At 47.7% G+C, this 26,409-nt stretch carries 21 protein-coding genes; 7 read left to right on the forward strand and 14 right to left on the reverse strand.

The features are described from left to right. Positions 1–84 precede the first annotated feature (84 nt). Positions 85–459 carry a hypothetical protein gene (locus QUB14_RS09910; protein ID WP_333216646.1) on the reverse strand — a complete coding sequence of 125 codons (375 nt, stop codon included), beginning with the start codon at positions 457–459 and terminating at the stop codon, positions 85–87. A gap of 561 nt (positions 460–1,020) precedes the next feature. On the opposite strand from QUB14_RS09910, the gene QUB14_RS09915 reads away from it, so the two are divergent. Together QUB14_RS09915 and QUB14_RS09920 are read left to right on the forward strand one after the other, a co-directional pair. Next, positions 1,021–3,018 carry a tetratricopeptide repeat protein gene (locus tag QUB14_RS09915; RefSeq protein ID WP_333297172.1) on the forward strand — a complete coding sequence of 666 codons (1,998 nt, stop codon included), beginning with the start codon at positions 1,021–1,023 and terminating at the stop codon, positions 3,016–3,018. A gap of 156 nt (positions 3,019–3,174) precedes the next feature. Continuing rightward, positions 3,175–3,744 (forward strand): Uma2 family endonuclease, encoded by a 570-nt coding sequence (locus QUB14_RS09920; protein WP_333216650.1) that lies wholly within the window; start codon positions 3,175–3,177, stop codon positions 3,742–3,744. Positions 3,745–3,751: 7 nt separating this feature from the next. Here the strand turns inward: QUB14_RS09920 and ruvC are convergent, their stop codons facing one another. From ruvC to QUB14_RS09950, 6 genes are all read right to left on the reverse strand, one after another. Next, positions 3,752–4,285 carry a crossover junction endodeoxyribonuclease RuvC gene (gene ruvC, locus QUB14_RS09925; RefSeq protein ID WP_333216652.1) on the reverse strand — a complete coding sequence of 178 codons (534 nt, stop codon included), beginning with the start codon at positions 4,283–4,285 and terminating at the stop codon, positions 3,752–3,754. A gap of 95 nt (positions 4,286–4,380) precedes the next feature. Further along, a complete protein-coding gene (gene bchI, locus QUB14_RS09930) occupies positions 4,381–5,496 on the reverse strand; it encodes a magnesium chelatase ATPase subunit I (protein WP_333216654.1) in 1,116 nt (371 codons plus the stop codon). A gap of 126 nt (positions 5,497–5,622) precedes the next feature. Then, positions 5,623–5,928, reverse strand: a complete 306-nt coding sequence (locus tag QUB14_RS09935) for a DUF4926 domain-containing protein (RefSeq protein WP_333216655.1) — start codon at positions 5,926–5,928, stop codon at positions 5,623–5,625. Beyond that, positions 5,912–6,235, reverse strand: a complete 324-nt coding sequence (locus tag QUB14_RS09940; RefSeq protein ID WP_333216657.1) for a DUF2442 domain-containing protein — start codon at positions 6,233–6,235, stop codon at positions 5,912–5,914. The genes QUB14_RS09935 and QUB14_RS09940 overlap by 17 nt, the downstream gene beginning before the upstream one ends. Before the next feature lie 13 nt (positions 6,236–6,248). Beyond that, positions 6,249–6,470: a DUF4160 domain-containing protein gene (locus QUB14_RS09945; RefSeq protein WP_333216718.1), complete on the reverse strand. Its 222-nt coding sequence runs from the start codon at positions 6,468–6,470 to the stop codon at positions 6,249–6,251. A gap of 92 nt (positions 6,471–6,562) precedes the next feature. Further along, positions 6,563–9,088 carry an EAL domain-containing protein gene (locus QUB14_RS09950; RefSeq protein WP_333216659.1) on the reverse strand — a complete coding sequence of 842 codons (2,526 nt, stop codon included), beginning with the start codon at positions 9,086–9,088 and terminating at the stop codon, positions 6,563–6,565. A 302-nt stretch (positions 9,089–9,390) separates the two neighbouring features. Here QUB14_RS09950 and dapB point away from each other — a divergent pair, with 302 nt between their 5' ends. Together dapB and QUB14_RS09960 are read left to right on the forward strand one after the other, a co-directional pair. Beyond that, positions 9,391–10,218: a 4-hydroxy-tetrahydrodipicolinate reductase gene (gene dapB, locus QUB14_RS09955; RefSeq protein ID WP_333216661.1), complete on the forward strand. Its 828-nt coding sequence runs from the start codon at positions 9,391–9,393 to the stop codon at positions 10,216–10,218. A 182-nt stretch (positions 10,219–10,400) separates the two neighbouring features. Beyond that, the gene (locus QUB14_RS09960) at positions 10,401–11,111 is read left to right on the forward strand and encodes a phosphate ABC transporter permease (protein WP_333216663.1); all 711 of its coding nucleotides are present in this window, start codon (positions 10,401–10,403) and stop codon (positions 11,109–11,111) included. A gap of 133 nt (positions 11,112–11,244) precedes the next feature. Here QUB14_RS09960 and QUB14_RS09965 read toward each other — a convergent pair whose 3' ends face one another. The 5 genes from QUB14_RS09965 to QUB14_RS09985 form a co-directional block, all read right to left on the reverse strand. Next, entirely contained in the window at positions 11,245–11,712 is a 468-nt protein-coding gene (locus QUB14_RS09965) for a GNAT family N-acetyltransferase (RefSeq protein ID WP_333216665.1), read from the reverse strand. A 290-nt stretch (positions 11,713–12,002) separates the two neighbouring features. After that, the gene (locus QUB14_RS09970) at positions 12,003–12,626 is read right to left on the reverse strand and encodes a precorrin-8X methylmutase (RefSeq protein ID WP_333216667.1); all 624 of its coding nucleotides are present in this window, start codon (positions 12,624–12,626) and stop codon (positions 12,003–12,005) included. A 100-nt stretch (positions 12,627–12,726) separates the two neighbouring features. Next, positions 12,727–13,533, reverse strand: a complete 807-nt coding sequence (locus QUB14_RS09975) for a TPM domain-containing protein (protein ID WP_333216669.1) — start codon at positions 13,531–13,533, stop codon at positions 12,727–12,729. 253 nt (positions 13,534–13,786) lie between these two features. Then, positions 13,787–19,261, reverse strand: a complete 5,475-nt coding sequence (locus QUB14_RS09980; protein ID WP_333216671.1) for a WD40 domain-containing protein — start codon at positions 19,259–19,261, stop codon at positions 13,787–13,789. Between the two features lie 683 nt (positions 19,262–19,944). Next, the gene (locus QUB14_RS09985; protein WP_190736560.1) at positions 19,945–21,276 is read right to left on the reverse strand and encodes a P-loop NTPase fold protein; all 1,332 of its coding nucleotides are present in this window, start codon (positions 21,274–21,276) and stop codon (positions 19,945–19,947) included. Positions 21,277–21,612: 336 nt separating this feature from the next. On the opposite strand from QUB14_RS09985, the gene QUB14_RS09990 reads away from it, so the two are divergent. Both QUB14_RS09990 and ftsZ read left to right on the forward strand, forming a co-directional pair. Next, positions 21,613–22,515, forward strand: a complete 903-nt coding sequence (locus tag QUB14_RS09990) for an FtsQ-type POTRA domain-containing protein (RefSeq protein ID WP_333216674.1) — start codon at positions 21,613–21,615, stop codon at positions 22,513–22,515. Positions 22,516–22,821: 306 nt separating this feature from the next. Beyond that, positions 22,822–24,096, forward strand: coding sequence for a cell division protein FtsZ (gene ftsZ / locus QUB14_RS09995; RefSeq protein WP_333027130.1), 1,275 nt, complete (start codon positions 22,822–22,824; stop codon positions 24,094–24,096). A 56-nt stretch (positions 24,097–24,152) separates the two neighbouring features. On the opposite strand, the gene QUB14_RS10000 is transcribed toward ftsZ, so the two are convergent. Next, positions 24,153–24,917 (reverse strand): MBL fold metallo-hydrolase, encoded by a 765-nt coding sequence (locus QUB14_RS10000; RefSeq protein WP_333216676.1) that lies wholly within the window; start codon positions 24,915–24,917, stop codon positions 24,153–24,155. A gap of 150 nt (positions 24,918–25,067) precedes the next feature. Between QUB14_RS10000 and thiD the strand changes: the two genes are divergently transcribed. Beyond that, positions 25,068–25,877, forward strand: coding sequence for a bifunctional hydroxymethylpyrimidine kinase/phosphomethylpyrimidine kinase (gene thiD / locus QUB14_RS10005; RefSeq protein ID WP_333216678.1), 810 nt, complete (start codon positions 25,068–25,070; stop codon positions 25,875–25,877). A gap of 62 nt (positions 25,878–25,939) precedes the next feature. Here the strand turns inward: thiD and dndE are convergent, their stop codons facing one another. After that, the gene (dndE, locus tag QUB14_RS10010) at positions 25,940–26,341 is read right to left on the reverse strand and encodes a DNA sulfur modification protein DndE (RefSeq protein WP_333206025.1); all 402 of its coding nucleotides are present in this window, start codon (positions 26,339–26,341) and stop codon (positions 25,940–25,942) included. Positions 26,342–26,409 lie beyond the last annotated feature (68 nt).

The raw sequence follows: 26,409 nt of genomic DNA on the forward strand, positions 1-26,409 counted from the left end.
TGTATCATGTTTTGAGAAATGAGGGCGATTCCCTACCCTTGGGGATAGCTTTGCTTCACCTAATTTTTAAATGCAGCGATGGTTTTACAGTTTATATTCGAGAGGCTCGCAAAAATCATTCACCCCAGTTTTAAATACATAAATAATCACCGAAGTCACCAAAATATCAGGGCAAATTTTTGCTGCGACTAAATCTCTAAATGCAGCATTCAATTCTCCGTTTGTTAACTCTTCTTTAACCTCTGATTTGCAGATAGCAACGCGGCATCTTTTTGCCAATCCGTCTAACCAATTTTCTGATATATTCGGTTCTTGTCCGGCTTGAATTGCTAGAGATATCGCTGCATCTTCGATGTTACCTTCGCAATCTTCGATGGCGTCTAGGGCTTTTAGGGCTTCGGGATATTCGGCTAATTGCGAGCGAAATTGGGCAATTTGTTGTGAGGTAATAATCACCATATTATTTTCCTGGGTTCTCTGTTGGCGGGATAAGTTTAGCAATTAAAGTTGATATTATAGCATTTTTTTTGAGGTTGGGATTAATTGTTTGAATTTTATCACTGGTGCAATAGTTCAATGTGGTTTCAACCCCCGTCTCATAGCGGAGTCCGACGAGGGTGTCAACCCCCGTCTCATAGCTGAAGTCCTCTCAAGAGGACTGATGAGAAGGATTTAAAGACTAATTAATCATGTTCAAAATGTTAGATTGCGATGTTGCGAAGTCCGACGAGGGTTGAAATCCCCGTCTCATAGCTGAAGTCCTCTTCAGAGGACTGATGAGAAGAATTTCAATGGTAATTAACAATTTTCAAAATGTCACCCTTAATTAACATTGTGCACATCTTCAGTCCTCTTTCAGAGGACTTGCGCTATGAGACAGGGGTTTCAACCCCTGGCGGAGTATGGGACTAACGACAAATCCGAATCGCCTTTTCAACCTCTGGCGGACTATCGGACTGACCACGAATCCCGGCAATTGTTGCTACAATCAAAAAAACCAACCGCCTCAAAATCTCCCCAATGTTGGATAAAATATGGCGATTCCTCAAACAATTAATTCAGCGGGTGTTCCGCACTTTTTCCCAGGATTTTAACCCCCCCTGGCCCCCCCTTGGTAAGGGGGGGGAACAAGAGGAAACAAATCTTGCTTCCCCCCTTACTAAGGGGGGACTGAGGGGGGTTCCTCCAACTTTGACTGATGCGGAATACGAGGCGAAGTTCATGGAACTTCTCGAAGGGGTGAATGAGGGCTGGGGAAGAGGGGATGTTGCGGAATTCTTACTCGCAAAACGCATTAAAGATGGTGATTTGGCGGCTTGGTTGCGGAGGTTTGAGGCTCGATTGTTGGAGGACGCGCAGGGGAGTACAGCGTCTGCGGATGCGGTGGTATCGCTTCAGGAATTGGCGCGCAGGTTGGAGTTGTTGGGTAGGGTTGCGGGTGGGGAATTGGGAGAGTGCGCGGGGAATGTTGGTAGGGAGATTTTGGTTGAGTTTTCGCTAGCTTCGGTTGACGGGTATGAGGTTGGCGATCGAGAGGCTGAGGCTTGGTGCGATCGGGGTATAGTGCAATGCCAGAATGGGGATTTTGAAGGCGCGATCACCTCCTTCGACCAAGCCTTAGAATTCAAACCTAATAAACACGAAGCCTGGTACAATCGGGGCGTTGCACTGGGTAAGTTAGAAAGATTAGAAGAGGCGATCGCTTCCTACGACAAAGCCTTAGGAATCAAACCAGATTTTCACGAAGCCTGGAACAATCGGGGCCTTGCACTGCATAATTTAGGCAGATTTGAAGAGGTGATCGCCTCCTACGACAAAGCCTTAGAAATCAAACCAGATTTTCACGTTGCCTGGTACAATCGGGGCCATGCACTGAATGATTTAGGCAGAGTTGAAGATGCGATCGCCTCCTACGACAAAGCCTTAGAATTCAAACCAGATTATCACGCAGCCTGGTTCAATCGGGGCGTTGCACTGGATAATTTAGGCAGATTTAAAGAGGCGAACGCCTCCTACGACAAAGCCTTAAAATTAAAACCAGATGATCACGAAGCCTGGTTCGATCGGGGCGTTGCACTGGATGATTTAGGCAGGATTGAAGAAGCGATCGCCTCCTACGACAAAGCCTTAGAAATCAAACCAGATTATCACGAAGCCTGGAACATTCGGGGCGTTGCACTGGTTGATTTAGGCAGGCTTGAAGAAGCGATCGCCTCCTGGGACAAAGCCTTAAAATTAAAACCAGATTATCACACAGCCTGGTGCATTCGGGGCGTTGCACTGGTTGATTTAGGCAGGCTTGAAGAAGCGATCGCCTCCTACGACAAAGCCTTAGAATTAAAACCAGATTATCACGAAGCCTGGTACAATCGGGGCGTTGCACTGGTTGATTTAGGCAGGCTTGAAGAAGCGATCGCCTCCTACGACAAAGCCTTAAAATTAAAACCAGATTATCACGAAGCCTGGTTCTATCGGGGCGTTGCACTGGTTGATTTAGGCAGGATTGAAGAAGCGATCGCCTCCTACGACAAAGCCTTAAAATTCAAACCAGATTATCACGAAGCCTGGTTCTATCGGGGCGTTGCACTGGTTGATTTAGGCAGGATTGAAGAAGCGATCGCCTCCTACGACAAAGCCTTAAAATTCAAACCCGATTTACACGAAGCCTGGAACAATCGGGGCAATGCACTGCGTAAGTTAGGCAGGCTTGAAGAAGCGATCGCCTCCTTCGACAAAGCCTTAGAAATCAAACCAGATAAAGACGAAGCTTGGTTCAATCGGGGCAATGCACTGGGTAATTTAGGCAGGCTTGAAGATGAGATCGCCTCCTACGACAAAGCCTTAAAATTAAAACCAGATGATCACGAAGCCTGGTTCAATCGGGGCGTTGCACTGGGTGATTTAGGCAGGATTGAAGATGCGATCGCCTCCTACGACAAAGCCTTAAAATTCAAACCAGATTTTCACTTAGCCTCGAAAAACCGGACAATAGCACTTAAAAAATTAGGAATTGTATAAGGATTAATTTTTCATTAAAACAAAGATTCTCAATAAAATGGCGCTAAAATAGATGAATCGGCGATTGGAATCAGGGCAACGGATTGCCCCTACCGCACAAACTTTCGTCCGCGCAACGCAAGACTGAAGAGAGGAGAAGAGAGGAAAGATCATAAAATGACGACCGTTACTTTAAACTTAGATACTGTCGAACTAACAGACGAACAGTTTTACCGTTTATGCCAGATGAATCGAGATTGGCAATTTGAACGGACTGCGAAAGGAGAAATTATTATTATGTCACCAGTAGGCGGAGTCAGCGGCAATCGAGAAGCCTATTTAATTACAGAGTTGGGCTTGTGGAACCGTCAAACGCAGCTAGGGAGAGTGTTTAGTTCATCCACAATTTTTCGCTTGCCTAATAATGGAGACAGATCCCCTGATGCGGCTTGGGTTAGCTTGGAAAGATGGTCTGCTTTAACGGATGAACAAAGGGAGAAGTTTCCGCCAATTTGTCCTGATTTTGTCATAGAATTGCGATCGCGCACAGACCCGCTGCGGCCGCTTCAGGAAAAAATGCAGGAGTATCTAAACAGCGGTTTGCGTTTGGGTTGGCTAATTAATCCTCAAGACGAACAAGTAGAAATTTATCGCCCTTCTCGCGAAGTAGAGATTGTACAATTTCCTGTAAGTTTATCGGGAGAAGATGTCTTGCCCGGATTTGTTCTTAATTTGCCGATGATTTGATATTGCCTCAAATTTTTCCTGTTTCCAACTGTATTTTTTTCGGACAAATATCATCATCGTACCAACCAGTCAAAGCCACCGCCAAAGCATCCGCCGCATCGTCCGGTTTCGGAATGTAACCCAACTCCAACTCCCGCGCCACCGCCTCTTGCACTTCAGATTTATCCGCATTACCGCGCCCTGTCAAAGCTTGCTTAATTTGAGCCGGCGTAAACTCGAACAGCGGCACTCCACGCTGCGCCAATACTAGCGTCAAAACGCCCCGCGCTTGGGCTACAAGTATGGTATTTCCCATCTTGTAAAAGAACAGTTTTTCGGCAATTGCTAGATCGGGTTTAATCTGTTCAATTACCTCGTGCAAATCGTCGTAAATTGTTTTCAACCGCTGTCCCATTTCCTGTTTTGGCGTTGTTTGTATGACGCCGCAATCAATCAGGGAAACGCTGTTTTTATCTTGTTTGCCGGGGACAATTTGACAACTAATTGCCCCGTAGCCAAGATTTGCTAAGCCCGGATCTAATCCTAAAATTCGTTTTTCCATTGCCAGAATTAGTAATTGGAAATGGGGAATTAGGTATGAAAATTTGGGAAGGTTTCATCACCACCAATTACCCATTTCCAATTACCAATTACCCATTACCCCTCAGTTGTTTCTAGGCCGAATACCCGATCGAACACTTTAGTCACTTTATACCCCGAATCTATTGATTCTAGCGGGTCTTTCCGCAATCGGTGCCGCAAACACAGAGTCATCACCCGGCGAATATCGTCCACCGTGACCTCCGTGCGGCATTCCAAAGCCGTGAAAGCTTTCGCAGCCCGATTCGTCACCAAATCGCCCCGCAGCCCGTCTACGTCCAATTCAGCGCAAACTTGGGAGATTTTTACCCGCAACTCTCGATCGATAGTTACCGATTTCAACCTTTCCTGAGCTTCCACCAACTTCTGCTGCATATCATCTTGTTCGTGCTGATATTTCGCGAGAAACTCCGGCGGATTTTGGTCAAAACTCGATCGCTGTTCGACAATTTCCACTCTTAAATTCGGGTCTTTTACAGTCCGAATTTCTGCGTGCATCCCGAATCTGTCGAGCAACTGCGGCCGCAATTCTCCTTCTTCTGGATTCCCAGAACCGATTAGAATAAACTTAGCCGGGTGGCGGATCGAAATGCCTTCTCTTTCAACAGTATTCCAACCGCTGGCGGCCGAGTCGAGCAAAACATCGACTAAATGATCGTCGAGCAAATTGACTTCATCAACGTACAGAATGCCGCGGTTAGCTTTAGCTAAAAGCCCGGGTTCAAAAGCTTTAACTCCTTCTGACAAAGCTTTCTCGATGTCGATCGTACCGCAAACTCGGTCTTCGGTAGCGCCCAGAGGCAAGTCTACCATTTGAACTTTTTTGCGGGCGATTTTAATGTCAGTTTGAGACATAGTGCGATCGCGCACCTCATCGCTCATCAAATCTGGATCGCTGGGATGACTGTTAAAAGGATCGTCAGCCACCACCTCAATTTCTGGCAGCAAATCAGTGAGGGCGCGGATTGTGGTAGATTTACCAGTACCTCGATCGCCCATAATCATCACCCCGCCAATTTTGGGATCGATGACATTCAACAGCAGCGCCAGTTTCATCTCCTCCTGGCCAACAATCGCAGTAAAGGGAAAAACAGCGCGGCGGGCTGGGGTAGCGGTAACGGTTGGTAGAGCGCCCGCATTTAGGGTATTGCTGACTTCGGCAGTAGGACTCACAGGATAACTCAAAATATAATAATTGCTTGTTTATTGTGACATACAAGCGGACAACAGTCGATCTGCAGCCTTGAAATCCAAGTACAGAGTTGGTCTGATTCCTCTCAAAACCCCGCCAAAAACAGACTATTTCTGAGACACAGAACGCGCAAACTCTAAAATTTGTTGCTGACGTTCATCAGACAAACGTTCACCCATCGCAGCTAATAGCTCAGATACAGACAACCAACGCCTTTCTTTCGACTTCCAAACAACTAAAAACTGCTCGGTAGACAGAGTACACAAAGCTATCGTTTCGCCACACCCATCGCTAAATTCTACCTCGTAATTTCCATCCTCATAACAATCTACAATTGCCCCTTTAACACCCTGGTGCAAATTAGATTCAGGCAATGTTACTAACAATTCGACAACATCAAATAATTCTGGCACGATCGTGCTTACCTCCGAACGAATTATGAATAGATTCAATGTATTGCTCAATTTCCTCATCCGTGCAACTGACTCCATTCTGCCAAAGTTCATATTCACTGATATCGATATCTTCATTCCAAACCAGTGCATAACCACCAGGTTCAATTTTAAAATTTCTGAAAAATCCAGGATTGCTTAACATCGCAAACATCGGATTGTCTAATAACTTATAGATGTTATATTTCTTGATTTCAAGATTGGCAAATTTGACCATCAAGGTGTTATCGTCAATAGCTTTAGCAGAAACAATGCGCTCAGGTTTCATAAAACAATCACAGTTATTTTAAGGGCGGAAGTTTACTAAACTCTTGACTATTCCACATATCCAGCACTTCTTTCTGGTACAAGGTAGCCCATTCTATTACCAGCTTTTGAGCCCGATTCGGTAAATCTCCTTCAATAATTTCTAAAAATTCAATGCCGATCAAAGCATTATACTCACCGTAAACTGCGTGAAAATGAGGCGGTGGATGATCTCCAAAGAAAATGTTGATAATTATTCCCTAAAATCGTGCAACTTCTGGCATAAAGCTTTTCTAAACTACGATATGAGGATTATTGTATATGAACCAGGAACAAGAATAACCCACAACTACCACTGCGGCTCGGAAGCCATCAAAGCAGTCGCAGCCTCGCTCGGTAAGGGCTTAGCAAAAAAATAACCCTGACCGTATTCACAGCCGATCGCCCTCAACCTAGCTAATTGTGCCGCCGTCTCCACACCCTCAGCAATCACATCCATACCCAAAGCGTGAGCCAGCGCCACAATCGTCCGCACGATCGCCACATTCTCCCCCTCGCTTTCGAGCTCCATCCGCCCCACAAACGACTTATCAACCTTCAAAGTATCCGTAGGAAACCGACTCAAATAACTCAACGACGAATAACCAGTGCCAAAATCATCAATTCCCAACTTGACATTTAACGCTTTCATCTGCTTCAAAACTGCGATTGCCGACTCCACATCATCCATCACCACACTCTCAGTAATCTCCAACTTCAAACTCTCGGCACTCAAACCCGTTGTTTCCAAAATCACCTGAATACGATCGACCAAATCCGGCTGGGCAAACTGCTTTCCCGACAAATTTACACTCATAATCAAAGGTTGATCAAAATCAAACATTCCCTCCCAAAGCCCCAACTGCCGGCAAGCCTCCTCCAACACCCACTCACCCAGCGGCACAATTGCCCCCGTTTCCTCAGCCACCGGAATAAACTTCATCGGTGGAATCAAACCCCGCAGCGGGTGCTGCCAGCGTACCAAAGCCTCAAACCCAATAATCCTCCCGCTTGCCAAAGATACAAACGGCTGGTAATGCAGCAAAAACTCCTGACGCTTGAGGGCCATCCGCAAATCCGTCTCCAACTGCAACCTCTCCACCGCCAAATCGTGCATCGAAGCATTAAACACCTGATACCTTCCCGTTCCCAAAGCCTTCGCCCGGTACATAGCCGTGTGGGCGTCCCGCAGCAAGTGTTCCGGCTGTTCGCTGACAGTAGCAGCGGGTTCGCCCCCCAGGGCAATCCCGATGCTCGCAGTCACAAACACCTCCTGCCCCTTCAACTCAAAAGGCACAATTAAAGCTTGGTGAATTCGATCGGCCAAATCCACAGCACTGTCAACATCAATATTCCTCACCAAAATCGCAAAATCGTCGCCCCCCACCCGCGCCACAGTATCTCCAGAGCCAATAATCGCCCTCAACCGCAGCACCACAGCCATCAGCAGTTCATCCCCCACCAAATGACCCAAAGAATCATTAATCACCTTAAACCTGTCTAAATCCAGAAACAGCACCGCAAACAGATAGCTGCGGCGGCCCCTAGTATTGGCGATCGCCCGCCCCAGGCAATCCACGAACAAATCCCGGTTGGGCAAACCCGTTAGAGAATCGTGAAAAGCATCGTAAAGCTTCCTGTAAGCACTGACACCCACACCAGTCACCACCAAACCCAAAGTCGGCGACACTAACGGTACCCACCCACCCCCACTAAAAATCCCATAACTAATCCCCAACAGTCCCATCAATCCCGCACCCCCAGCCAATCCCGCCCTTGCAGGATGCTGAATCCGCCAAGCCAAAACTCCGCCAACCATCGCCCAAGCACCGTTCCACAAAATTTCCGCCCATTCCGGCCACACCCAAAAGAGCGATCGCCCATCCAAAACCGCACTCAATATTTGGCTGAGCATTTGCGCGTGCAGCAGCACCCCCGGCATTTTCGGACTTTGCTTTTTAACCGGGCTGTAGGGCGTCAGAAACACGTCTCTGCTACTCGGTGCCGTCGTCCCGATCAACACAATCTTGTCCTTAACCCAGCTTGGGTCAATTTCTCCCTTCAATACCTGCCGGATACTGACTTGTCGCGCCACCTCTTTCCCAGACCGGTATTTGAGCAGAATTTGGTAGCCTTTGGCGTCGAGATTTGCATAGCCCCCGCTGTTAGCAGTTAAAGGCAGAAATTCTGCCTTTCCCCAGTTGATTTGGTGGGGATGAACACGGCTATTTTCCGGCTGCACTCTGTCTTTGAGATACAACAAAGCCACTTGCACAGAAAAAGAGAAAGCAGTATTCTTCTGTGCTTTGTTGGAGACTGAAAGCAAATTGCGACGCACAACGCCATCAGGATCGAGCACGAAGTCGTTAAAACCGAGCCGATCGGGCGGTATCCCCGGGGGCGCAGGCACTCCCGGACTTTCTGAATCGTTCAATTTATAGATCGCCACCACATTCGGTGCTTTCAGCGCGGCCAGCAATTCTTCGTGTCCCGGCGCTTGAGGCAAATCCCGGTACAAATCCAAACCGATGACTTTTGGCTGATACTTTTGCAGTTTTGCCAAGGTTTGAGCGATCGCACCGTCGGAAATCGGAAATCTCCCCAAAGCTTGAATATCGGCCTCAGAAATTCCCACTACCAGCAGTCGCGGATCGGGCCCGGAATCTGGCTGCAAGCGCACTAACGAGTCAAAACTCGCCAATTCCAAGCTCTGCAGGCCTCCCAACTGCCGAACTCCCATATTCAGCAGAGTTACAGTCGCGCCCGCAAGCATTGCAGGCAAAATCCTGACCCGTCGGTTTTGATAACTCAGGTTGAGACCAGTTGCGACAGACATGACATATCGAAGATTTCGAGAGAATTTGGCAGTCACAGAAAAAATATGTCGGTGCAAATTAGCTTTGCACAAGTCTGTTCTTACAGAATTGAGCTTAATATGAGATTGAATGTAATTTTTTCAGAACTTGTGCCACAACCGAGTTTCTTTAAGCTAATTACTCGATTTGGCAAAGTATTTCTCGAATGGGAACCGGGTTTTTGAAGATTTGCCGACAACTCCTGTCTTTCATTCCTTGTTTCCCCAAATTCGTACAAGCGTTAAAATTTAGTCGATCGAACTTTCAGGATATTTTTGAGATTATGGCGAATCAACTTCCGATTCCGGTGATTGTTAACGGTGCCGCAGGCAAAATGGGCCGCGAAGTAATTAAGGCGATCGCCCATGCTAGTGACATGACCTTATTTGGGGCTGTAGACCGCTCTCCTGAGTGCCTCAACGCCGATGCCGGGGAATTAGCCGGATGCGGCCCGTTAGAAGTTCCCATCACTGACGACTTGCAAGGAATGCTGGTATTAGCAGCTCAGGAAAAGCAGTTAGGGGTGATGGTAGATTTTACGCACCCGAAGTCGGTTTATGAAAACGTGCGATCGGCGATAGCTTACGGCATTCGCCCGGTAGTCGGCACTACTGGCTTGAGCAGCGAGCAAATTCAAAAATTAGCTGAATTTGCTGAGAAAGCCAGCATCGGCTGTTTGATCGTACCCAATTTCTCGATCGGCATGGTTTTGCTCCAACAAGCCGCCGTCACGGCATCTCAGTATTTTGAACACGTAGAGATTATCGAGCTGCACCACAATCAAAAAGCCGACGCCCCCAGCGGTACGGCAATTCAAACTGCCCAAATGCTAGCAGAAATGGGAAAAACTTTCAATCCGCCAGAAGTTGAGGAAACCGAAAAATTAGCCGGAGCGCGAGGTTCAGTGGCGGATGAAGGGATTCGCATTCACAGCATCCGTTTACCCGGTTTAATTGCCCACCAAGAGGTAATTTTTGGCGGCGCCGGTCAAGTTTATACTTTACGACACGATACGAGCGATCGCGCTTGTTATATGCCAGGAGTCTTGCTGTCTATACGCAAAGTCCTTGAATTGCGATCGCTCGTTTACGGCCTGGAAAAAATCTTGTAGTCATTAATCATTAGTCATTAGTCATTAGTAAGGTGGAATTAATCTAACTTCTAACTTTTGACTTCTAACTTGTGATTTTTGACTTCAACATCAATCCGTTAAATCTGTTAAATCCCTTAATCTAATCCGCTTCCGAACAGACAGCCGTTGCATCCCGTACATTGCTCGTTGCCGAACTTCCTATGCTAATTCCCTTAACCCGTGAAACATTTCAAGAACTAATTCCCGCCGTCGCCACGGGAGCGCAATACAAATATATCTGGGGAAAACCGCCCGATTTTTTGAGGCGAATGTTAATCTCTGCAGTCACCGTAGTTTTCCTCCTGGTAGTTTACAACTTCGTCGGTTCCGATGTCGGGCCGCTAGTTTTAATCATCGGATTGATAGCTGGTTTGTACTGGCTGTGGGGACCAATTTTGTGGGCAAGTTTGCGAAATGCCGAATGCCGCAAATATCAATACTGCGGTTTTTGGCAAGGACGAGTTTTGGATATATATATTACAGATGAAATCACCAGTCAAGAAGAAACAGTCAATCAAAAAGGACAACTCGTAATAGTTGACAACCTAGAACCGCGCATCAACTTAGAAGTTGGTGACAAAACCGGATTTACTACTACACTTAGAGCTCCCTTGCGAAAAGATCACCAAGGAATTGTCCCCGGCCAAGCTGCTTTAATGTTAATTATGTCAAATCAAGAAGATTTAGGCAGAATTGCCAAAGTTTCAGATATTTATATTCCCAGCCGTGACGTGTGGGTGAGCGACTATCCTTATTTACGCAGAGATTTGTTTGTCGAGGTGAGCCAGCAAATTAAAAAAGGCAGAAAAAAAGACCGCGATCGCACTAATCAAAGCAGAGATGTAAAAAGGCGATCGTCCGCTGATTATTAAGATGAATAGTAGCGACAAATTTAAGAGCGATCGCAAGTTAAAGCCGGGCAAAAACTTAATTTTTGGAGATGTCTAATAATAGTTAAGCGTCATTGCGAGATTTTCAAGAAATATACCAATTTCGAGAAGCAGATCAAGCGAGCTTTTTTGTCATAAACACGCTATTCGGGTCATCAATGTATTCAGCGAAGGGGCCTCGGTACTTGAACCCATACCGTATATACAAGGCTCGTGCCGGGGCGAACTCAGGCAAAGCCCCTGTTTCCAAATTCAGGCAATCGTAAGCACGCCGTTCGGCTTCTTTGATGATGTGTTCAAGAATCTTCGAGGCGATACCTTTACGGCGGTGAGTCTTGGCGGTACGCATTGATTTGACTTCACCACTTCTTGAATCTAGTTCTTTCAGTGCTCCGCATCCGAGTAATTCATCACCCTCCCAAGCCGTCCAGAAAGTAATATCGGGCGATCGCAATGCTTCTAAATCAAGAGCATGAATGCTTTCAGGTGGTGTAATCTCATTCATATTTTCGAGATGTTCGCACAGAAAGTCAGCAATCTTTCTACCTCTGAGGTCATCTTCGCGAATTTGCAATCGACTCATTTCCTAAATTTGCTAGAGAATTCTACTCTATCAAAACTTACGAACTCCGACAAAGAAACCGGGTTTTTTACCGAATCTCTGGCTGCAACCCGTGTATTTTCGTCCATCAAACCCGGTTTCTGGACTCTCATGCGTCCAGGACTATCTATGATGGTTCACAGAATCCCGCGTTATAAAAAGTAACTTAATTTGTTCACAAAATTCCGAAAAAACCTATTGTGAAAGTAGAGGGTGCTGAAAGCGGGATCTAAAATCTAAAATCCCATGACTCATGACAATTAACTTATCGATCAACTGTTCCCCTCTTGGCCGTAAGCTTGCCAAGCCAAATCCACCAGCCCGTTAACAATAGCCACAGCCACCACCGCAGAACCCTTGCGGCCCTCAATCCGAATGTGAGGAATCATTGAATCATGCAGCCGCGACTTCGCCACGTCCACCCCTACAAACCCAGAAGGCGTCCCAATCACCAAAGCCGGCCGAATTTCCTCAGATTCAATCAAATCTACGATCGCCGACAAAGAAGTTTGAGCCTGGCCCACCACAAAAATCCCTTCAGGATAGCGTCTTGCCAAAGTTTCAATCCCCCAAGCCGCCCGCGTCCTTTCCTTTTGGGGGCGCGTCAAAGCCTCCATCGAACAGTAAACCGGATTCGCAAAGGTATTTTGAATTAGGGGCGTAATGCCCACCTGCACCATCGGCACATCTACCACGATCGTAGTCCGAGCAGCCAAAGCTGCCGCCCCAGCCTGCAAAGCCTGATCGGAAAAACTAATTAAAGACTTGTACTCAAAATCAGCAGTCGCATAAATCACGCGGCGGACTATTTCGTACTCCGCCGCTGAAAAACCGTGGTCGCCAATTTCGTTATCGATTAATCCCAGACTCTGGGCATCGCTTACGTGCCATTCCATTTGTTGGATAGCTGTCGCCTGTGAGTTGTCAGGTATCAGCTTACCAGCTTTTAGTCATTCGTTGACTGTTGAGTAAAATCTGACAACTGCCAACTGACGACTAAGTTTCCGACGACGAAGAAGATTTGCCCAACACCGGAGTCAGGAATGCCACCAAAGCTCCGATCGCAAAACCGGACACATTCCGAACCACAGGCAACCAGTCAGAAGTCCGAGTCACCACCGGCCCCAGTCCGAAAGCAAAAAACAGAATGCCCCACAGCGGCGAAAAAATCAGCGCCCACTGCCAAGCCACAACCTGTCCCGGCTTCCGAGGCTGAGCGGCAAACCCGCAGATGACCCCGCCAACCACCGACGTAATTAACGTCAGAACCCACTGTTCCCTCGGCAAACCGGGAACCACGCGGCATCCGCCCTGACGCAAACAGCCTTCTATAGACTCCAAAGATTCAATAATCGCTCGATCTTCGCCATTGTCCCGCACAAAAAATTGATTACCGTAGCGGGTTTGCAGTTCCACCCAAAAAGTGCGCGGCAGCAGCGGATACAGCGAGTCGCCCACATTAAAATTGAGCAAATTGCCCCCTCGGGGGTCAGCAACTAATAACACACTCTTGTCATCTAGCCCCCAATAGCTTTTGACAGCCAAACCGGGCGTGCGATCGTACTGAGTCAGCACTCGCAGTTTCCAGCCGGTTTCGGCTTCAAAGGCTTTTAAATTTTTTGCCAAACTTTGTTCTTCAATATCCGTAAGGGCTTTAGCTAAGTCAATGATCGGCGTCTGAGTTGACGGCAATAAATCGGGATTATTGAAAGCGTGGGCTACTGGTGCGATCGCCCACACGGACAAAGCCAGACAAAATGCGGCAACAGAGGCTAGAAATTTTCGCGGGAAAAGCTGTGACATAGGAACTTATAATCCGGGTCTTAATTGTGAATGCTAGCTGGCGGTCTTAACCAGAGGATAAGAGAAAACTCATATTTCTTTACAATTATTTACTTTACAGGAAGCCGAGACCAAGGGGAAGGAAAAAATAGTTTTTGAGAAAGGGGGAGGGGGAGAGGGGGAAGTGGGAGAAATTAGCGATCGAGCTCCTCAAGGGGGTGAGTAACATCGAAAATCGAAAATCCACTGAATCCCCCAATCTAAAATCTAAAATCTAAAATCGATTTGGTTTTGCCGCAACCCCGTCACAGAGATGCCGATCGCGATCGCTCACATTAGGATTAGTTCTCAGATAATCGCCCACCCAGTCACAGCCCCTCACCAGCAAATCGTCAAGATCTAAATTCCACAAAATCACCCGATTATCCTTGCTCGCAGAAGCCAGAACCTTCCCATCCGGGCTAAAACTCACGCTCATCACGCTATCCTTGTGACCCGTCAAAGTTTTCAGCAAAGTCCCGCTGCGACTCCAAAGCTTCACCTTATGATCGTAACTGCCCGAAGCAACCAACAAACCATCCGGGCTAAAACCCACGCTAGTCACGCTGTCGCTAGAACCCTTCAGCAGCGTCGCCACCAAAGTCCCGTCTACCTTCCACAATTTCACCGAATTGTCGTAACCAGCCGAAGCCAGCATTTTGCCATCAGGGCTAAAAGCAACCCCCAACACAAAACTGTTGTGAGCTCCTTCAAAAGTTCTTAGCAAACGACCGTCTCGATTCCAGAGTTTGAGAGTACCATCATCGCTTGCAGAAGCCAGCATCGAGCCGTCGGGACTGAAAGTCACCCCAGTCACCCAGCCTGTGTGTCCCGTCAAAGTCTTAATCAGCCTGCCGTTTTTAGTCCAGAGTTTTACAGTCTTATCCTTGCTCCCCGAAGCCAGAATCTCGCTGTCGGGGCTAAAACTCACGCTCATCACGCTGTCGGCGTGGCCGTCGAGAGTGAACAGCACAGAAGGCGAACACGGGAATAGCGGAGCCGAAGGACAAGGGAGAATATTATTCATGCCATCTTCTGTCAAACTCCAAACTTTCACCGTTTTGTCGTAACTCCCAGAAGCAAGTAGCTGGCCGTCGGGGCTGAAACTGACGCTGGCGACTCTCTGAGTGTGTCCTTCCAAGGTTTCTAGCAAAACTCCCGTGCGGCTCCAGAGTTTGATAGTTTTGTCCGTAGAAGCAGAGGCCAGCCTTTGGCCGTCGGGGCTAAAAGTAACGCCCTGCACCCGGTTTTGGTGTCCGTCGAGAGTTTTGAGCGGCACGTCATCGAGTCGCCACAGCCTGACAGTTTTGTCAAAACTTGCCGAAGCCAAGGTTTTGCCTTCCGGGCTAAAACTCACCTGAGTAACTCGATCGGCGTGTCCCTCAAAAGTTCTCAGTAAGCGACTCTCTGGTTTAATGTTGCTAGCATCGGTGGGGCGTTTGTCGCCAACACCAGCAAGACTCCAGAGTTTGACAGTCCCGTCTGCACTTCCAGAAGCAAGTGTTTGACCGTCGGGGGAGAAACTGACACCAAATACCCACTTGCTGTGTCCCCGCAAAGTTGCTAGCAGTTCACCTTTTTTTGCTTGTGTTGAATTTTCTGTTGCTGGGTGCTTTAGTGCAGCGATGCTCCAGATTTTCACCGTTTTATCTTCACCCGCACTGGCGATCGTTTCACCATCGGGGGAGAAACTGACGGTGTAAATTTTCGAGGGTTGTCTGTTTTCGCTGTGCCACAAATTAGCGATTAACCTGCCGTCAGAACTCCACAGTTTCACAGTACCGTCATGGCTCGCCACAGCAATTATTTTGCCGTCGCGGCTGAAGCTTAGCCAATTTACGGGAGCAAATTGTTCGATCGTTCTCAGCAGCGTGCCGTCGGTTTTCCAAAGTTTGATAGTTTTATCTGTAGAGCCACTGGCGATCGTTTGACCGTCAGGGCTAAAAGCAACGCTGGTAACGCTATTAGTATGCCCTTTGAAAGTTGCCAGCAAACTGCCGTCAGTTTGCCAAATTTTTACAGTTTTATCTAAACTTGCCGAGGCTATGGTTTTGTTGTCGGGACTGAACGCGACACAGGAGACGCTGTTAGTGTGGCCTTTGAAAGTTGCCAGCAAACTGCCATCGCGCCGCCAAAGTTTGACAGTTTTATCTACACTGGAAGAAGCTATTGTTTCGCCGTCTGGACTGAAACTAAGACCCCAAACTACATCGCCGTGTCCCTCTAAGCGGTTGCGTTCTTTGACTCCATAAACTGCCTGCTGGAGGGCGGCTGAAATCAGAATTTCGGTGTCTTTGAGAGTATACATTTGTTGGGAATGTTCGAGCTGTCTCCATTTTTTGCCAGCTCTCAAACTTTCCATCATGGCGTCAAATTTGTTGTTTGAGAAATACAGTGCTTCCGAAGCTGCTGTCAGGGTACTGATTTCGGCTCGCTGAGTTTGAGCGACAGCTAGCTGTTTTTGACCCACAGCCCGCCACCAAAAGTTGACGGCGGCGATGGTGGAACTGGTTAGCAGCATGACGCCGATCACTGCTAATCCCAGCAGTTGTTTGAGAAAAGTATTGGCTTGGTAGAGCTGTGCTTGACTCATTTTTTTGTCTGCTTCTGCTTTGTGCAGTCTGGCTTCTAAGCCGAATCTTTGGCGGATCGGCCGCACTAAATAGTCGTGTACCAATTGATAGCGGTCTTCGGGCGCTTCCCGTAGCAGAAATAGCAAACCGTGACCAACTAAAATGTCTAAAATCAAGTCGAGGTTGTCGGTTTTCTTTGGTCGGCTTTCTGGGTCTTTTGCGAACTGTCGCTGTAGAGAAATTCTGTTTTTGCCGATCGCCGATAATTCGGTTTCGCGGGCATCTGCTGGCTGCGAACCTGTAACTAACGAGAGTTCGTGTTTGGTTTTTATCAGGCGAACGCCTCTTTCATCTGTCAGGGAAAACAAGATTTTCCAAGCTGCGTCTTCGTTAACCAGGCCACAGTCAGAGATGACTCTTTCGAGCGATCGTTTCACTAATTCCGCTTTGGGATTGTCCCCCAATTGCTGGTATTGTGCTAGACTGGTAATACCTTCTTCTTGCAGTTGCGCTCCTACTACCTGCAATTCGATCGGTCGCACTTCTTGAAGTTCGTCTGCTAAATCTTCTACGAAGGCATCGATCAGTGCCGGCTCTAAATAAAATTCCGCCCGTTCTGTTAAGTGTCCGATGACAGCCCGCGCGTCTTTGATAGAAAAACTCCGCAGTTGGTAGCGGATACTTTTGTCGAGAATATTATTGTTAATAGCGTCAAGATTTGGGAAGCGATCGCAATCTAGTAAGTAGTGTAAGTAATCTTCCCGCAAGCACAGAATTATCTTGACATAAGGCAAATTCAAAAACACGCCCAAAAAATTATAAAAAACTTGTCTTTGTTCCACTGAAGTCGAAACAAAGAAAAACTCTTCAAATTGATCGAAAATCAGCACAGTTAACAAATTATTTGTGGCATTTTCGCGCAACTGATCTATAATAAAAGAAGAGACTTCCGAGCTGCGAGCAGGAATAACCGAGCAACTTTTTTTGTGGATTCCGTGTAGTCCTTTCGAGATTAATTTACTTTCCTCTTCGGCTTGTTTGTCGTACAGTGCGCTGTTCAAAGCATTTTCTAACTCCACCAGCCAGTCGGTGTAAACTTTGACTACTACGGGCAATGTATCGCGCGCGCCCGGAGTAATATTTTTCAAAGCTGGTACTAAGCCGGCATTGACTAGAGAACTTTTCCCGACTCCGCTGGGCCCGTGAATAATAGTTAATTTATGGTCGTCCCTGCTAATTCTTTCTAGCAAGCTATTGATATCTGTTTGGCGCGAGTAAGCTGTCATGGACGCTGCGATGGCAGCTTGGTTTTGAGCTGAGGGGCCTGAAGGATTGACCGCTTGGCGCTGCTGCTGCAATTGGCTGGCTCCGATAAAAGCTCTAAACCCGTATTGATATTCGATCGAACGCTGGGTTTTTTTAATCCGAAACGCTTTAAGATACTCTCCCTGCTCGAAATAAACCGCTTGCAATTCCGTCAAAATATCGATGTAAAGTCGGGGGTCGTACTTCGGCTCGCTTTGAGATTGAGCCAACTCCAAAGAATGAACCGCCGCTTCCCACTGCCCTAGCTGTCGCAAACTTCGCGCTAAAAGTAAAAGATACGAACTCCTGTCGGATTTGGGATGTTGGATTTTAGATTTGGGTTCGTTACTTAACTCGTTAGGGCCCACCAATTCTGGATAATTTCCCTCAAACCCCAATCTCAAATCTTCAATCAGCAATCTCAAATCATGAGGCGTTTGATCCAAAATCGCCAAAGCCAATTCGGCTAGCTGGCGGGCTTGACTCCACCTCGACTGTTGCAGGGCAACTTCAGCCAAAAAGCCGTAATCTTGAGCTAGTTGGCTGGGAGTACCGTAAGTGAAGTGCAACTGCAAAGAATTTTCAGCTAATGCTTGCAACTCTCCCCAAGCTTTCAGGCGCTGCAGCACTTCTCCGAGGTGTGCTGTCACCTCAGCTACCAATTCCGGGCGTGAGGCAAGGGAGAAAGCGTTTCTAGATTGTTCCAGGCTAATCCAAGCTTGTTCCCAGTGCTGGCGGTTGGCTACTGGGTTTCTGGCTGCTTGCAAGCGGTGACACAGGGCTATGTGAAACAGCACTATGCCTTCTCTCTCTAAAAATAAAATTTTGGGGACAGGATTCGACAAGGAGGAGAAGGTTTCTGGGTTTTCGGAATGGTCGAAGTTTGCCAGTTCCCAGTTGCCCGTTTTCTGCTGCCAAAATAGTAAACTTTCTTGGTAGTGAATTAAGGCAGTTTCGGTTTGGTCGCTGACATAGTAATCTCGACCGAGAACGAATTGCAGGCTGGCTTTGAGGGCGGGTTCTAATTCTTCACCGCGATTTTGTAAATCTCTTAAAGCTAATTCTAGTTCTCGGCGTGGCAAAGAGCCGATCGCCAAATCGAAGGTATTGCCGGGACTCAATGGCGAATACGAGTGGGCATCTGATTGTCGTCGGTTTTGGGGCCCTGAGTTAAAAGTTAGAAAGCGTTCTCCAGAGCTGATTTCGCGCTCCAGGCCGCGTTTTTCGCACGGGGTTTCGCAGGTTTCACAATTAGCTATGGTGCTGACGTTGCTGCTGGCGAGTTCTTGATTGAGTTCGCCTATTTTAAATATAGTATCGGCCCGCCTAGCGAGGAAATTAATTAATTCGTCAACGCCCATTTCAAATTTAATTGTAGCGGCCGCCCAACTTTTGAAATCCGGGGCCAGACGAATCATTTTGGTCACGATGTCATCTGTTACCCACAAAATCACCGGGCAGGAAAAATTTTTGCGAAATTCGTCTCGCACTTGATTGGTAGAAGCCATCAGTTCGTCGATCGCTACTACTGTTTCTAAACCGAATACCATCAAAGCCGAGGCAGAAACCACAGGCGAGTACCCCTCCTGCAAAGTGCTTGCCTGCAGAGTAGTGTAAAGGGTTTTGACTGAAGCTGGCAGGACGAGATCTTGAATTGGAACTGGGGAGACTTCTCGCAGCCGCTGCGCTATTTGCTGCCGCAACTGCTCGTAGTTGCAGCGCACCAAAATCAGCGAGAATTGCTGTTGAGACATTGTAATGGATCTGACCAGAGTTTTGAGCGATCGCTCGTTGTAGTTGGCAGTTTCTTGTACCTTAATTAGATCGGTCATGCGTGCACCTCTTTTGCATAAATCAATTACCTAACGCTCACCAATCGTGACTAAAAGCGTATCTACTTAGAGATAACCGTCTCTGTTTGAGGCTTTATCTCTGTAGAAATACGTAGTTTTTCGTACTTCTCCTTTTAATACTTACATAGTTATTAGATCCAATGTAAAGATATCATACCGCTCAATCTCAGAGAATGCTAGACTTCCCCGTCAAATTTTCAGCCCCGCTAAGATTTTCTTATTCCGCTCTATATAAATGACTGCATATCGTAAATAGGCAACCCCTAAATTTAAGATAATACCGACGACTAGCTATTAGTAAACAACTGCGATATATCTGTAGCAGGCATTTAACACACCAGCAAAAAAAATTGTCGTCCGGGAGGGAATTATTTGAAATTAACAGCAACAGGTAAAAACAGACATAGGGGGTCTGGCATTGCAGATATGAGAGTTGAGAGTGGGGAACGTCCTTGGTGGCGGCAAAGTTTTACGCGACAATAACATTCACCGCATATAGCCAGCATTCAACAGAAATCAGCCAGCGGCGAAAACCGCTGACTGATTTTTGTATTGGATTGTTGGAGTGCGGAGTTTTGAGCGGTGAATTTTAAGTTAAATAGTTTCTATCTCCCTCATGGGTAAGGGTTATTAGAGTCGGGAAGCAATCTCAAAAATCCCAACTATTTTGGCTCAATGCCCTGCCGCCACTCCTTATATTTTCTGGTTTCTGCTAGGGCTGGATTGATGCCAAACCAGCGACCTTCTTGATCGCGGTATTCAAAGACAAACATACTTCGCAACAAGATTTGAGACTCTTCTTCGCCAGTTACACTTTGTCGGGTGACGACTTGAAACAGCAATTCCCATTCCATGTCATTGATGGCTCCCAAAAGGTCATCGCGATATTCTTGAATGACGCTTTCGAGGCATTCGCGAGAGAAGGGAGGGTCTTCGTGCTGCAAACAGCTATACAAAAGCATCAGTAGATTGCGAACGTGACCGCCACTAATCCGGCAAAGCCGATCTAAGGTTTCGGGAGAGTCAAACACCTGGGAAATCAAATCGATGCGTTGATGGGGAGCAACTTTCGGGAAAGCTCTAGCTAATACTAGCTGCCGCAGCAGTGCCATTCCTTCAATGTGGTCGTCGCCCGATCGCATTTGCACCGGTACCATCGGCATCACCTTGGGCTTGACTCCAAATCGACTGGCGAGGCGGCCAAAGTCGTTGGAAAAAATCAAAGTCAGGGGAATCGTGTAGACGACATGGCAATTGAGTTTTTTCAACTGTTCGCCGCGGTCTAAAAACAGGTATTCTGGCTGAGTGCGTCCGCTGGGTTTGAGGGAGGCGTCGAGGCGATCGAGGTTGTCAACGATGACTGCGAGCCCTTTTTTGCCTTGGTGCTTGAGTTCGGCGTTAGCTTTGTTTAGGAGTTCTTCGTTGATCGACTGTAAAATGCTGTTGGTACGGGGTTCGAGATATTGCCTGAGTTGCGATCGCAGTTTGGGAGAGTCTTTAGTTTTAGCAGTAACTCTAGCAATGCCTACAGATAACTCGGCTTCCGCTGACAAATCTATGGGAGTCTGCAAAAATTCTGCCACTTCTGCAAACAGATTTGTAAAATAGCTCGGTCTGAGTTTGATTTTAGCGGATTCCATAGTTTCGCTGACTTGGCGCGCAATGCTCAGCAAAATATCGCTGATGTCTACATCACCCATGTCTAAGTCTTGGGAAGACTCGAAGTAGACGACGCAAAAACCCTCTTGCTCTAACTCAGCTTTTAGTCGAAACAATTCCGTAGATTTGCCACACCCGATATGTCCTGTAAATAGCTGACAGGTTGGCTCGTTGGGGGAGATGCGGGTAATGGTTCGCTGTAAAGATTCAATGATTTTGCCGCCGCGCACGGAACCAAAATCAATGTAGTATTGATAATCTCCTGGGTCTCCCGCAACTAGGGTCTTGCTCGGGTTGCAGGCTTTATAGAATCTGTCTAATTCGAGTGCGATCACAATGGAAGCCGAATAAAAGTTAAAAAAGTTAATCGAAAGTCTAAACTTTCTTTAGTTGAGTTTAGTTTGATTTGTAACCTTTTGCCCTGTGGGGTAATGCCCTAAATACCCAAAGAACCTTGAGCTGGTAAGGGGTTTTTCCGGCGCTGGAATTGGGAATTTTTAATTAATAATTTTTTATTACTTAGGGGGATCAGTGATATTACTGATATTGGCAGGAGTCTGGGTAAATTTGCGGAGATCTGGTTAAATGGTAGGGGAAAACAGGGTTCAAGAGAGAGATTAAACAGTTTTGAATTTGTGCTAATCCTTAATTACTATATTGTCAAGACGTAGATGGCTAGTTTTGGAGCGGTTTCTCAAACAGAGTTAGGGCGCAGGCGCCAAAAGTTGCGGCAGCAGAGGCGTGCTCGATTGGCGGCTGTTGTGTGGCAAATGCTGGCAGCGAGCGCCATGGCTGGAGGTTTGCTGTGGTGGATTGCTCAGCCGGCTTGGTTAATTGCCCGATCGGAACAAGTGAAGGTGGAGGGCAATCAGTGGCTGTCGGATAAGGCGGTGCGGTCTTTGGTGCCGCTGTCTTACCCGCAGTCGCTGTGGGGGATTCAACCGCAGGCCCTGGCCGAAAAGCTGGAGTCCACGGGGCCGATCGCCAAAGCGAAGGTGACTCGTAACTTGTTTCCGCCGAGTTTGACTATAGAAGTGGCAGAACGCCTGCCAGTGGCGGTGGCGCAGCCGACTGCGGTGTTGAAATCGAACAGTGAGAAGGAAAAAGTGGGGTGGCTGGACGCTCGCGGAGGTTGGATGCCGTCGGATAGTTATACTGCTGTACGATCGCAGAATAGTTCGATCGGGCCCGGCAGCATTCCGGGAACGCAGCCTCAGCGTTCTTTGCCCACTTTAAAAGTCATCGGGCCTTTGGAACAGTATCGCGCCTATTGGCCGAAGTTTTACCAAGGACTCAGCGGCTTGACGGTGAAAGTGTTTGAGATTAATTGGCAAAACCCGAACAACTTGATCTTGAAAACAGAGATCGGTACCGTACACTTAGGGCCGTACAGTTCCAAGACTGGGGAGCAACTTAAGGTTTTAGACCGAATGCGACAATTGCCAAAACAGATAGATTCAAGCAAAATAGCCTACATTGACTTGAAAAATCCTGCTTCGCCGATCGTCCATTTGCCAGGACTCCCCCCCAGTTTGGAGAGTTCCACCCCCGCACCCACTCGCGCCCAGAATTGATTCTCTGCCAACAGAAGGTAGAAGGTATCGATCGATAGGCAGGGCTTGCAATCAGCACAGTTTTTGGACAGCGCCCCACGTCAGGGGCTAGTATCCATTTTTTTTCCTTCTGCCTTGCTTACAACTGCCTTAATCCGGTCAAGTACCTGGATGGCGTCAAGCGAGGTCTGGGCTAGCGAGGTCGGCCAAATCCGAGATTGCTAACATTAAGCATCGACCAGTGTTAGTTTTTCGCGCAACTTAGCCTATAGTTGATTGTGAATTGGCGTTTAGTTAAAAAGCTGTAATCTACTATCCCCGACTCTAATGAAGCTTAATAATAGACAGGGGTCTGACCAAGACAGTCCCCCTTCGGAAGAAGTAAAAAATTTTCCGGTGGCTGCAGATTCCGCCAATCCCTTTAGACGCAAGTCTGGTTATGTAAATGTAGATAGTATTGATATCGATCCTATGGTCAATCCCAAAGACATAATGCCCAGCAGTGCTGCCAAAATCAAAGTAATTGGCGTCGGCGGCGGTGGGGGCAACGCCGTTAACCGGATGATTGCCAGCGAGGTTTCTGGTGTCGAGTTTTGGTGCGTGAATACAGATTCCCAAGCTCTGGTTCTCTCAAATGCTCCGAAACGCTTGCAAGTCGGACAGAAGTTGACGCGCGGTTTGGGCGCGGGGGGCAATCCGGCGATCGGTCAAAAGGCTGCGGAGGAATCTCGCGACGAGGTTGCTAATGCTTTGAATCACGCGGATTTGGTATTTATCACCGCCGGCATGGGCGGCGGTACGGGCACGGGCGCGGCTCCGATCGTGGCTGAGGTGGCTAAGGAAATGGGCGCCTTGACTGTGGGCATAGTGACGCGGCCTTTTACGTTTGAGGGACGGCGGCGCACCAGCCAAGCTGAGGAAGGGATTGCGGCTTTGCAAACTCGGGTGGATACGCTGATCGTAATTCCTAACGACAAGCTGCTGTCTGTGATTTCGGAACAAATGCCGGTACAAGAGGCTTTTCGAGTTGCTGACGATATCCTGCGCCAAGGGGTTCAGGGTATTTCTGACATTATTACTATTCCCGGTTTGGTGAATGTTGACTTTGCTGACGTGCGGGCAGTAATGGCTGATGCGGGTTCGGCTTTGATGGGCATCGGCGTGGGTTCTGGCAAGTCGCGGGCTAGGGAGGCTGCGATGCAGGCTATTTCTTCGCCTCTGCTGGAAGCTTCGTCTATTGAGGGCGCTAGAGGTGTGGTGTTTAACATCACTGGCGGTACTGACATGACGCTGCACGAGGTGAATGCGGCGGCTGAGACGATTTACGAGGTTGTCGATCCAAATGCCAATATTATTTTTGGAGCGGTGATTGACGAGCGGCTTCAGGGCGAAATTAAGATTACTGTGATCGCTACTGGTTTTTCGGGGGAAGTTCCGTCGCCTCCGGCTCCGGGGCGGACGCAAAATGTTAATGCTCCTTGGCGGGCTGCCACTGTGCCGACGACTCCTGCTCAACAGACGCCCGATCCGAAAGCGAAACCGCCGCAGGATTTGGGATTGGATATTCCTGAGTTTTTGCGTAACCGTCGCCCGCCTAGATAAATGTGGATTTGGGATTTTGGATGGCGGATTAAATCTAAAATCTAAAATCTCAAATCTCAAATTTCTAGGGTTTGGCCTGGTTCGGGTTCGAGGAGTTGGGTGGAAAGTCCCGATTTTGCTAGTAAATCGCGAAATTCGGGGATGCTGCCGATCGATCGCACTAACATTGGTAAAATGCCTGTGGCTCGGATGTCTCCCGTCGCTGTAGGCAGAAAAAACCGAGGTTTCAGTGTTTGGGCAAGGCCGAGGGCTTCAGAAGGCCCGATGATGACTTGTCCGAGGAATGGGAAGATTTGACCGATGACTGGGGCGATCGCTACGTCTACTGTGTCTATTTTCTGTTTGACTTTTTCTAATGGTGGCAGGTGCGGTTCGTAATAAAGTGTCTCGCCGCTGCTTAAATCTTTGAGCAAATAGCCGTTTTCTTCTTGTCCGGGTCCGATTTCGGCTCCGGGTACGGCAGTAATTTGTAACTTTTCTTTAAAATTTAACTCTTGCCAATTTGCTAAAGATGTGATATTAGTGTAGCCTAAACTGCTGAGGACTTTGGCGGCGGTGGGTGAGGCGATCGCGGGAATTGTGCGATCGAGCAGTTCGAGTGTTGGTTTGTGGCAGTGGTCGTCTAATCCTTGGGAAATCAGGATGAGGTCGATCGGAGGTAAGGTGCTGGGAGTGAAGGCGACGGGGGTGTTATGGTAGGCGGTGAACAGCCAGGGTTGACCGTAAAAAACGAGGGGATCGACCAGCCAGGGATCGACGAGGATGGTTTGGCCTGCGATGTGGAAGATCCAAGAGTTGAGGTCGATTCGGGTGATTTTCACAGTTGTTTGCAATAATTCTTTACATTGGTTTTAATCATAGCTAATTTTGTTTGGGAATTTTAACTCCTTGGGAAGCACGGGCGTCCCGCCCGTGCCACGATGAACCCAGATATTATTGGGATGTGTGTGTTTATCTGCGGTTGAAAAAAGATGATTAAATCGAAGATTCCTGTGGCTTTGACTGTGGCGGGTTCCGATAGTGGCGGCGGCGCCGGAATTCAGGCGGATTTGCGGACTTTTGCGTTTCACTGTGTACACGGTACGAGTGCTTTGACTTGCGTGACGGCTCAAAATACTTTGGGGGTGATGCGAGTTGATGCTTTGTCTGCTGAGGCTGTGGCGGCTCAAATTGAGGCGGTGGCTGGGGATATTGGGGTGCACGCTGTGAAAACTGGGATGCTGCTGAATCGGGAAATTATGGCGGCGGTGGCTTTACAGGTGGAAGCTTTGCGAATAGGGAATTTGGTTGTCGATCCGGTGATGGTTTCACGATCGGGCGATCGATTGATTGATGATGGGGCGATCGCATTTTTGCGGGATGTTTTGATTCCTTTGGCTGCTGTCGTGACTCCCAATCGGTTTGAGGCTCAGATTTTGAGCGGTTTGGAGATTGTTTCTCTAGACGATATGCGATCGGCGGCGCAGCAGATTTATCGTTTGGGTGCGAAAGCTGTTTTGGTGAAAGGCGGCGGCATGGCGGGAGATTTGCGGGGAATTGATGTTTGGTTTGATGGTACGCGGTTGGATGTGTTGAAGACTGAGAATGTTGATACTGGGAATACTCACGGGACTGGTTGTACTTTGAGTGCTGCGATCGCTGCTAATTTGGCTTTGGGGAAAGATTTGTTTACGGCGGTGACATTAGCTAAGAATTATGTTACTACTGCTCTCAAATATGCTTTGGATATTGGGGAAGGTCAAGGCCCAGTAGGGCATTTTTTCCCGCTTTTACTGAAGTAAATTGTGAACTCATCCCTTCTTTTCCCTTCTTCCTTCGAGTCCTTTGCGTCTTCGCGGTTCGTTTAATTTCTTAATTTTTCAGGCGACAGAGCGATCGCCACCAAGTCTTCGATTTTCTTAATATTCGGATCGCCGGCCAAATAACCAATCCCTCGGTGCAAGTGCAGGCGAAATTGTTTGGCTAAAGTTTCTTTTTCTGTGCCTAAATTGTCTTGATAACAGCGCTGCTTGAGGGCCATTATCAAGATATCTGCCATGTCGCCGCCGAAGACATCCCAGCTTAATTCGACGTTGCTGTCGCTGGGAATTGGTACTGGGGATGGAATGCTGGGTTCGGCGAGCGATCGGCAAAATCCCCACCTGCATAGAATATTCCACTGATCGATTTTGGTCGATCGTTTCAGTTTTGATAGTTGGTCTTTGCCTGTTTGGGAGAGGCGGATGCGATCGACTGGTGGTTCCATGAGTTTGAGATTGTTTGGTATATTGTAAAAAGTGTTAATATTGGGGAAGCAAAGCCTCTAGATAACTA

It is taken from the genome of Microcoleus sp. B3-D2 (assembly GCF_036705345.1).
Classification (GTDB): Bacteria; Cyanobacteriota; Cyanobacteriia; order Cyanobacteriales; family Microcoleaceae; genus Microcoleus.

Bases quoted from the DNA above. Each gene is read 5' to 3' on its own strand.
- QUB14_RS09910 (WP_333216646.1), bottom strand. From the start codon at position 459: ATGGTGATTATTACCTCACAACAAATTGCCCAATTTCGCTCGCAATTA.
- QUB14_RS09915 (WP_333297172.1), top strand. From the start codon at position 1,021: ATGTTGGATAAAATATGGCGATTCCTCAAACAATTAATTCAGCGGGTG.
- QUB14_RS09920 (WP_333216650.1), top strand. From the start codon at position 3,175: ATGACGACCGTTACTTTAAACTTAGATACTGTCGAACTAACAGACGAA.
- ruvC (WP_333216652.1), bottom strand. From the start codon at position 4,285: ATGGAAAAACGAATTTTAGGATTAGATCCGGGCTTAGCAAATCTTGGC.
- QUB14_RS09940 (WP_333216657.1), bottom strand. From the start codon at position 6,235: ATGAAACCTGAGCGCATTGTTTCTGCTAAAGCTATTGACGATAACACC.
- QUB14_RS09950 (WP_333216659.1), bottom strand. From the start codon at position 9,088: ATGTCTGTCGCAACTGGTCTCAACCTGAGTTATCAAAACCGACGGGTC.
- dapB (WP_333216661.1), top strand. From the start codon at position 9,391: ATGGCGAATCAACTTCCGATTCCGGTGATTGTTAACGGTGCCGCAGGC.
- QUB14_RS09960 (WP_333216663.1), top strand. From the start codon at position 10,401: ATGCTAATTCCCTTAACCCGTGAAACATTTCAAGAACTAATTCCCGCC.
- QUB14_RS09965 (WP_333216665.1), bottom strand. From the start codon at position 11,712: ATGAGTCGATTGCAAATTCGCGAAGATGACCTCAGAGGTAGAAAGATT.
- QUB14_RS09970 (WP_333216667.1), bottom strand. From the start codon at position 12,626: ATGGAATGGCACGTAAGCGATGCCCAGAGTCTGGGATTAATCGATAAC.
- QUB14_RS09975 (WP_333216669.1), bottom strand. From the start codon at position 13,533: ATGTCACAGCTTTTCCCGCGAAAATTTCTAGCCTCTGTTGCCGCATTT.
- QUB14_RS09980 (WP_333216671.1), bottom strand. From the start codon at position 19,261: ATGACCGATCTAATTAAGGTACAAGAAACTGCCAACTACAACGAGCGA.
- QUB14_RS09990 (WP_333216674.1), top strand. From the start codon at position 21,613: ATGGCTAGTTTTGGAGCGGTTTCTCAAACAGAGTTAGGGCGCAGGCGC.
- ftsZ (WP_333027130.1), top strand. From the start codon at position 22,822: ATGAAGCTTAATAATAGACAGGGGTCTGACCAAGACAGTCCCCCTTCG.
- thiD (WP_333216678.1), top strand. From the start codon at position 25,068: ATGATTAAATCGAAGATTCCTGTGGCTTTGACTGTGGCGGGTTCCGAT.
- dndE (WP_333206025.1), bottom strand. From the start codon at position 26,341: ATGGAACCACCAGTCGATCGCATCCGCCTCTCCCAAACAGGCAAAGAC.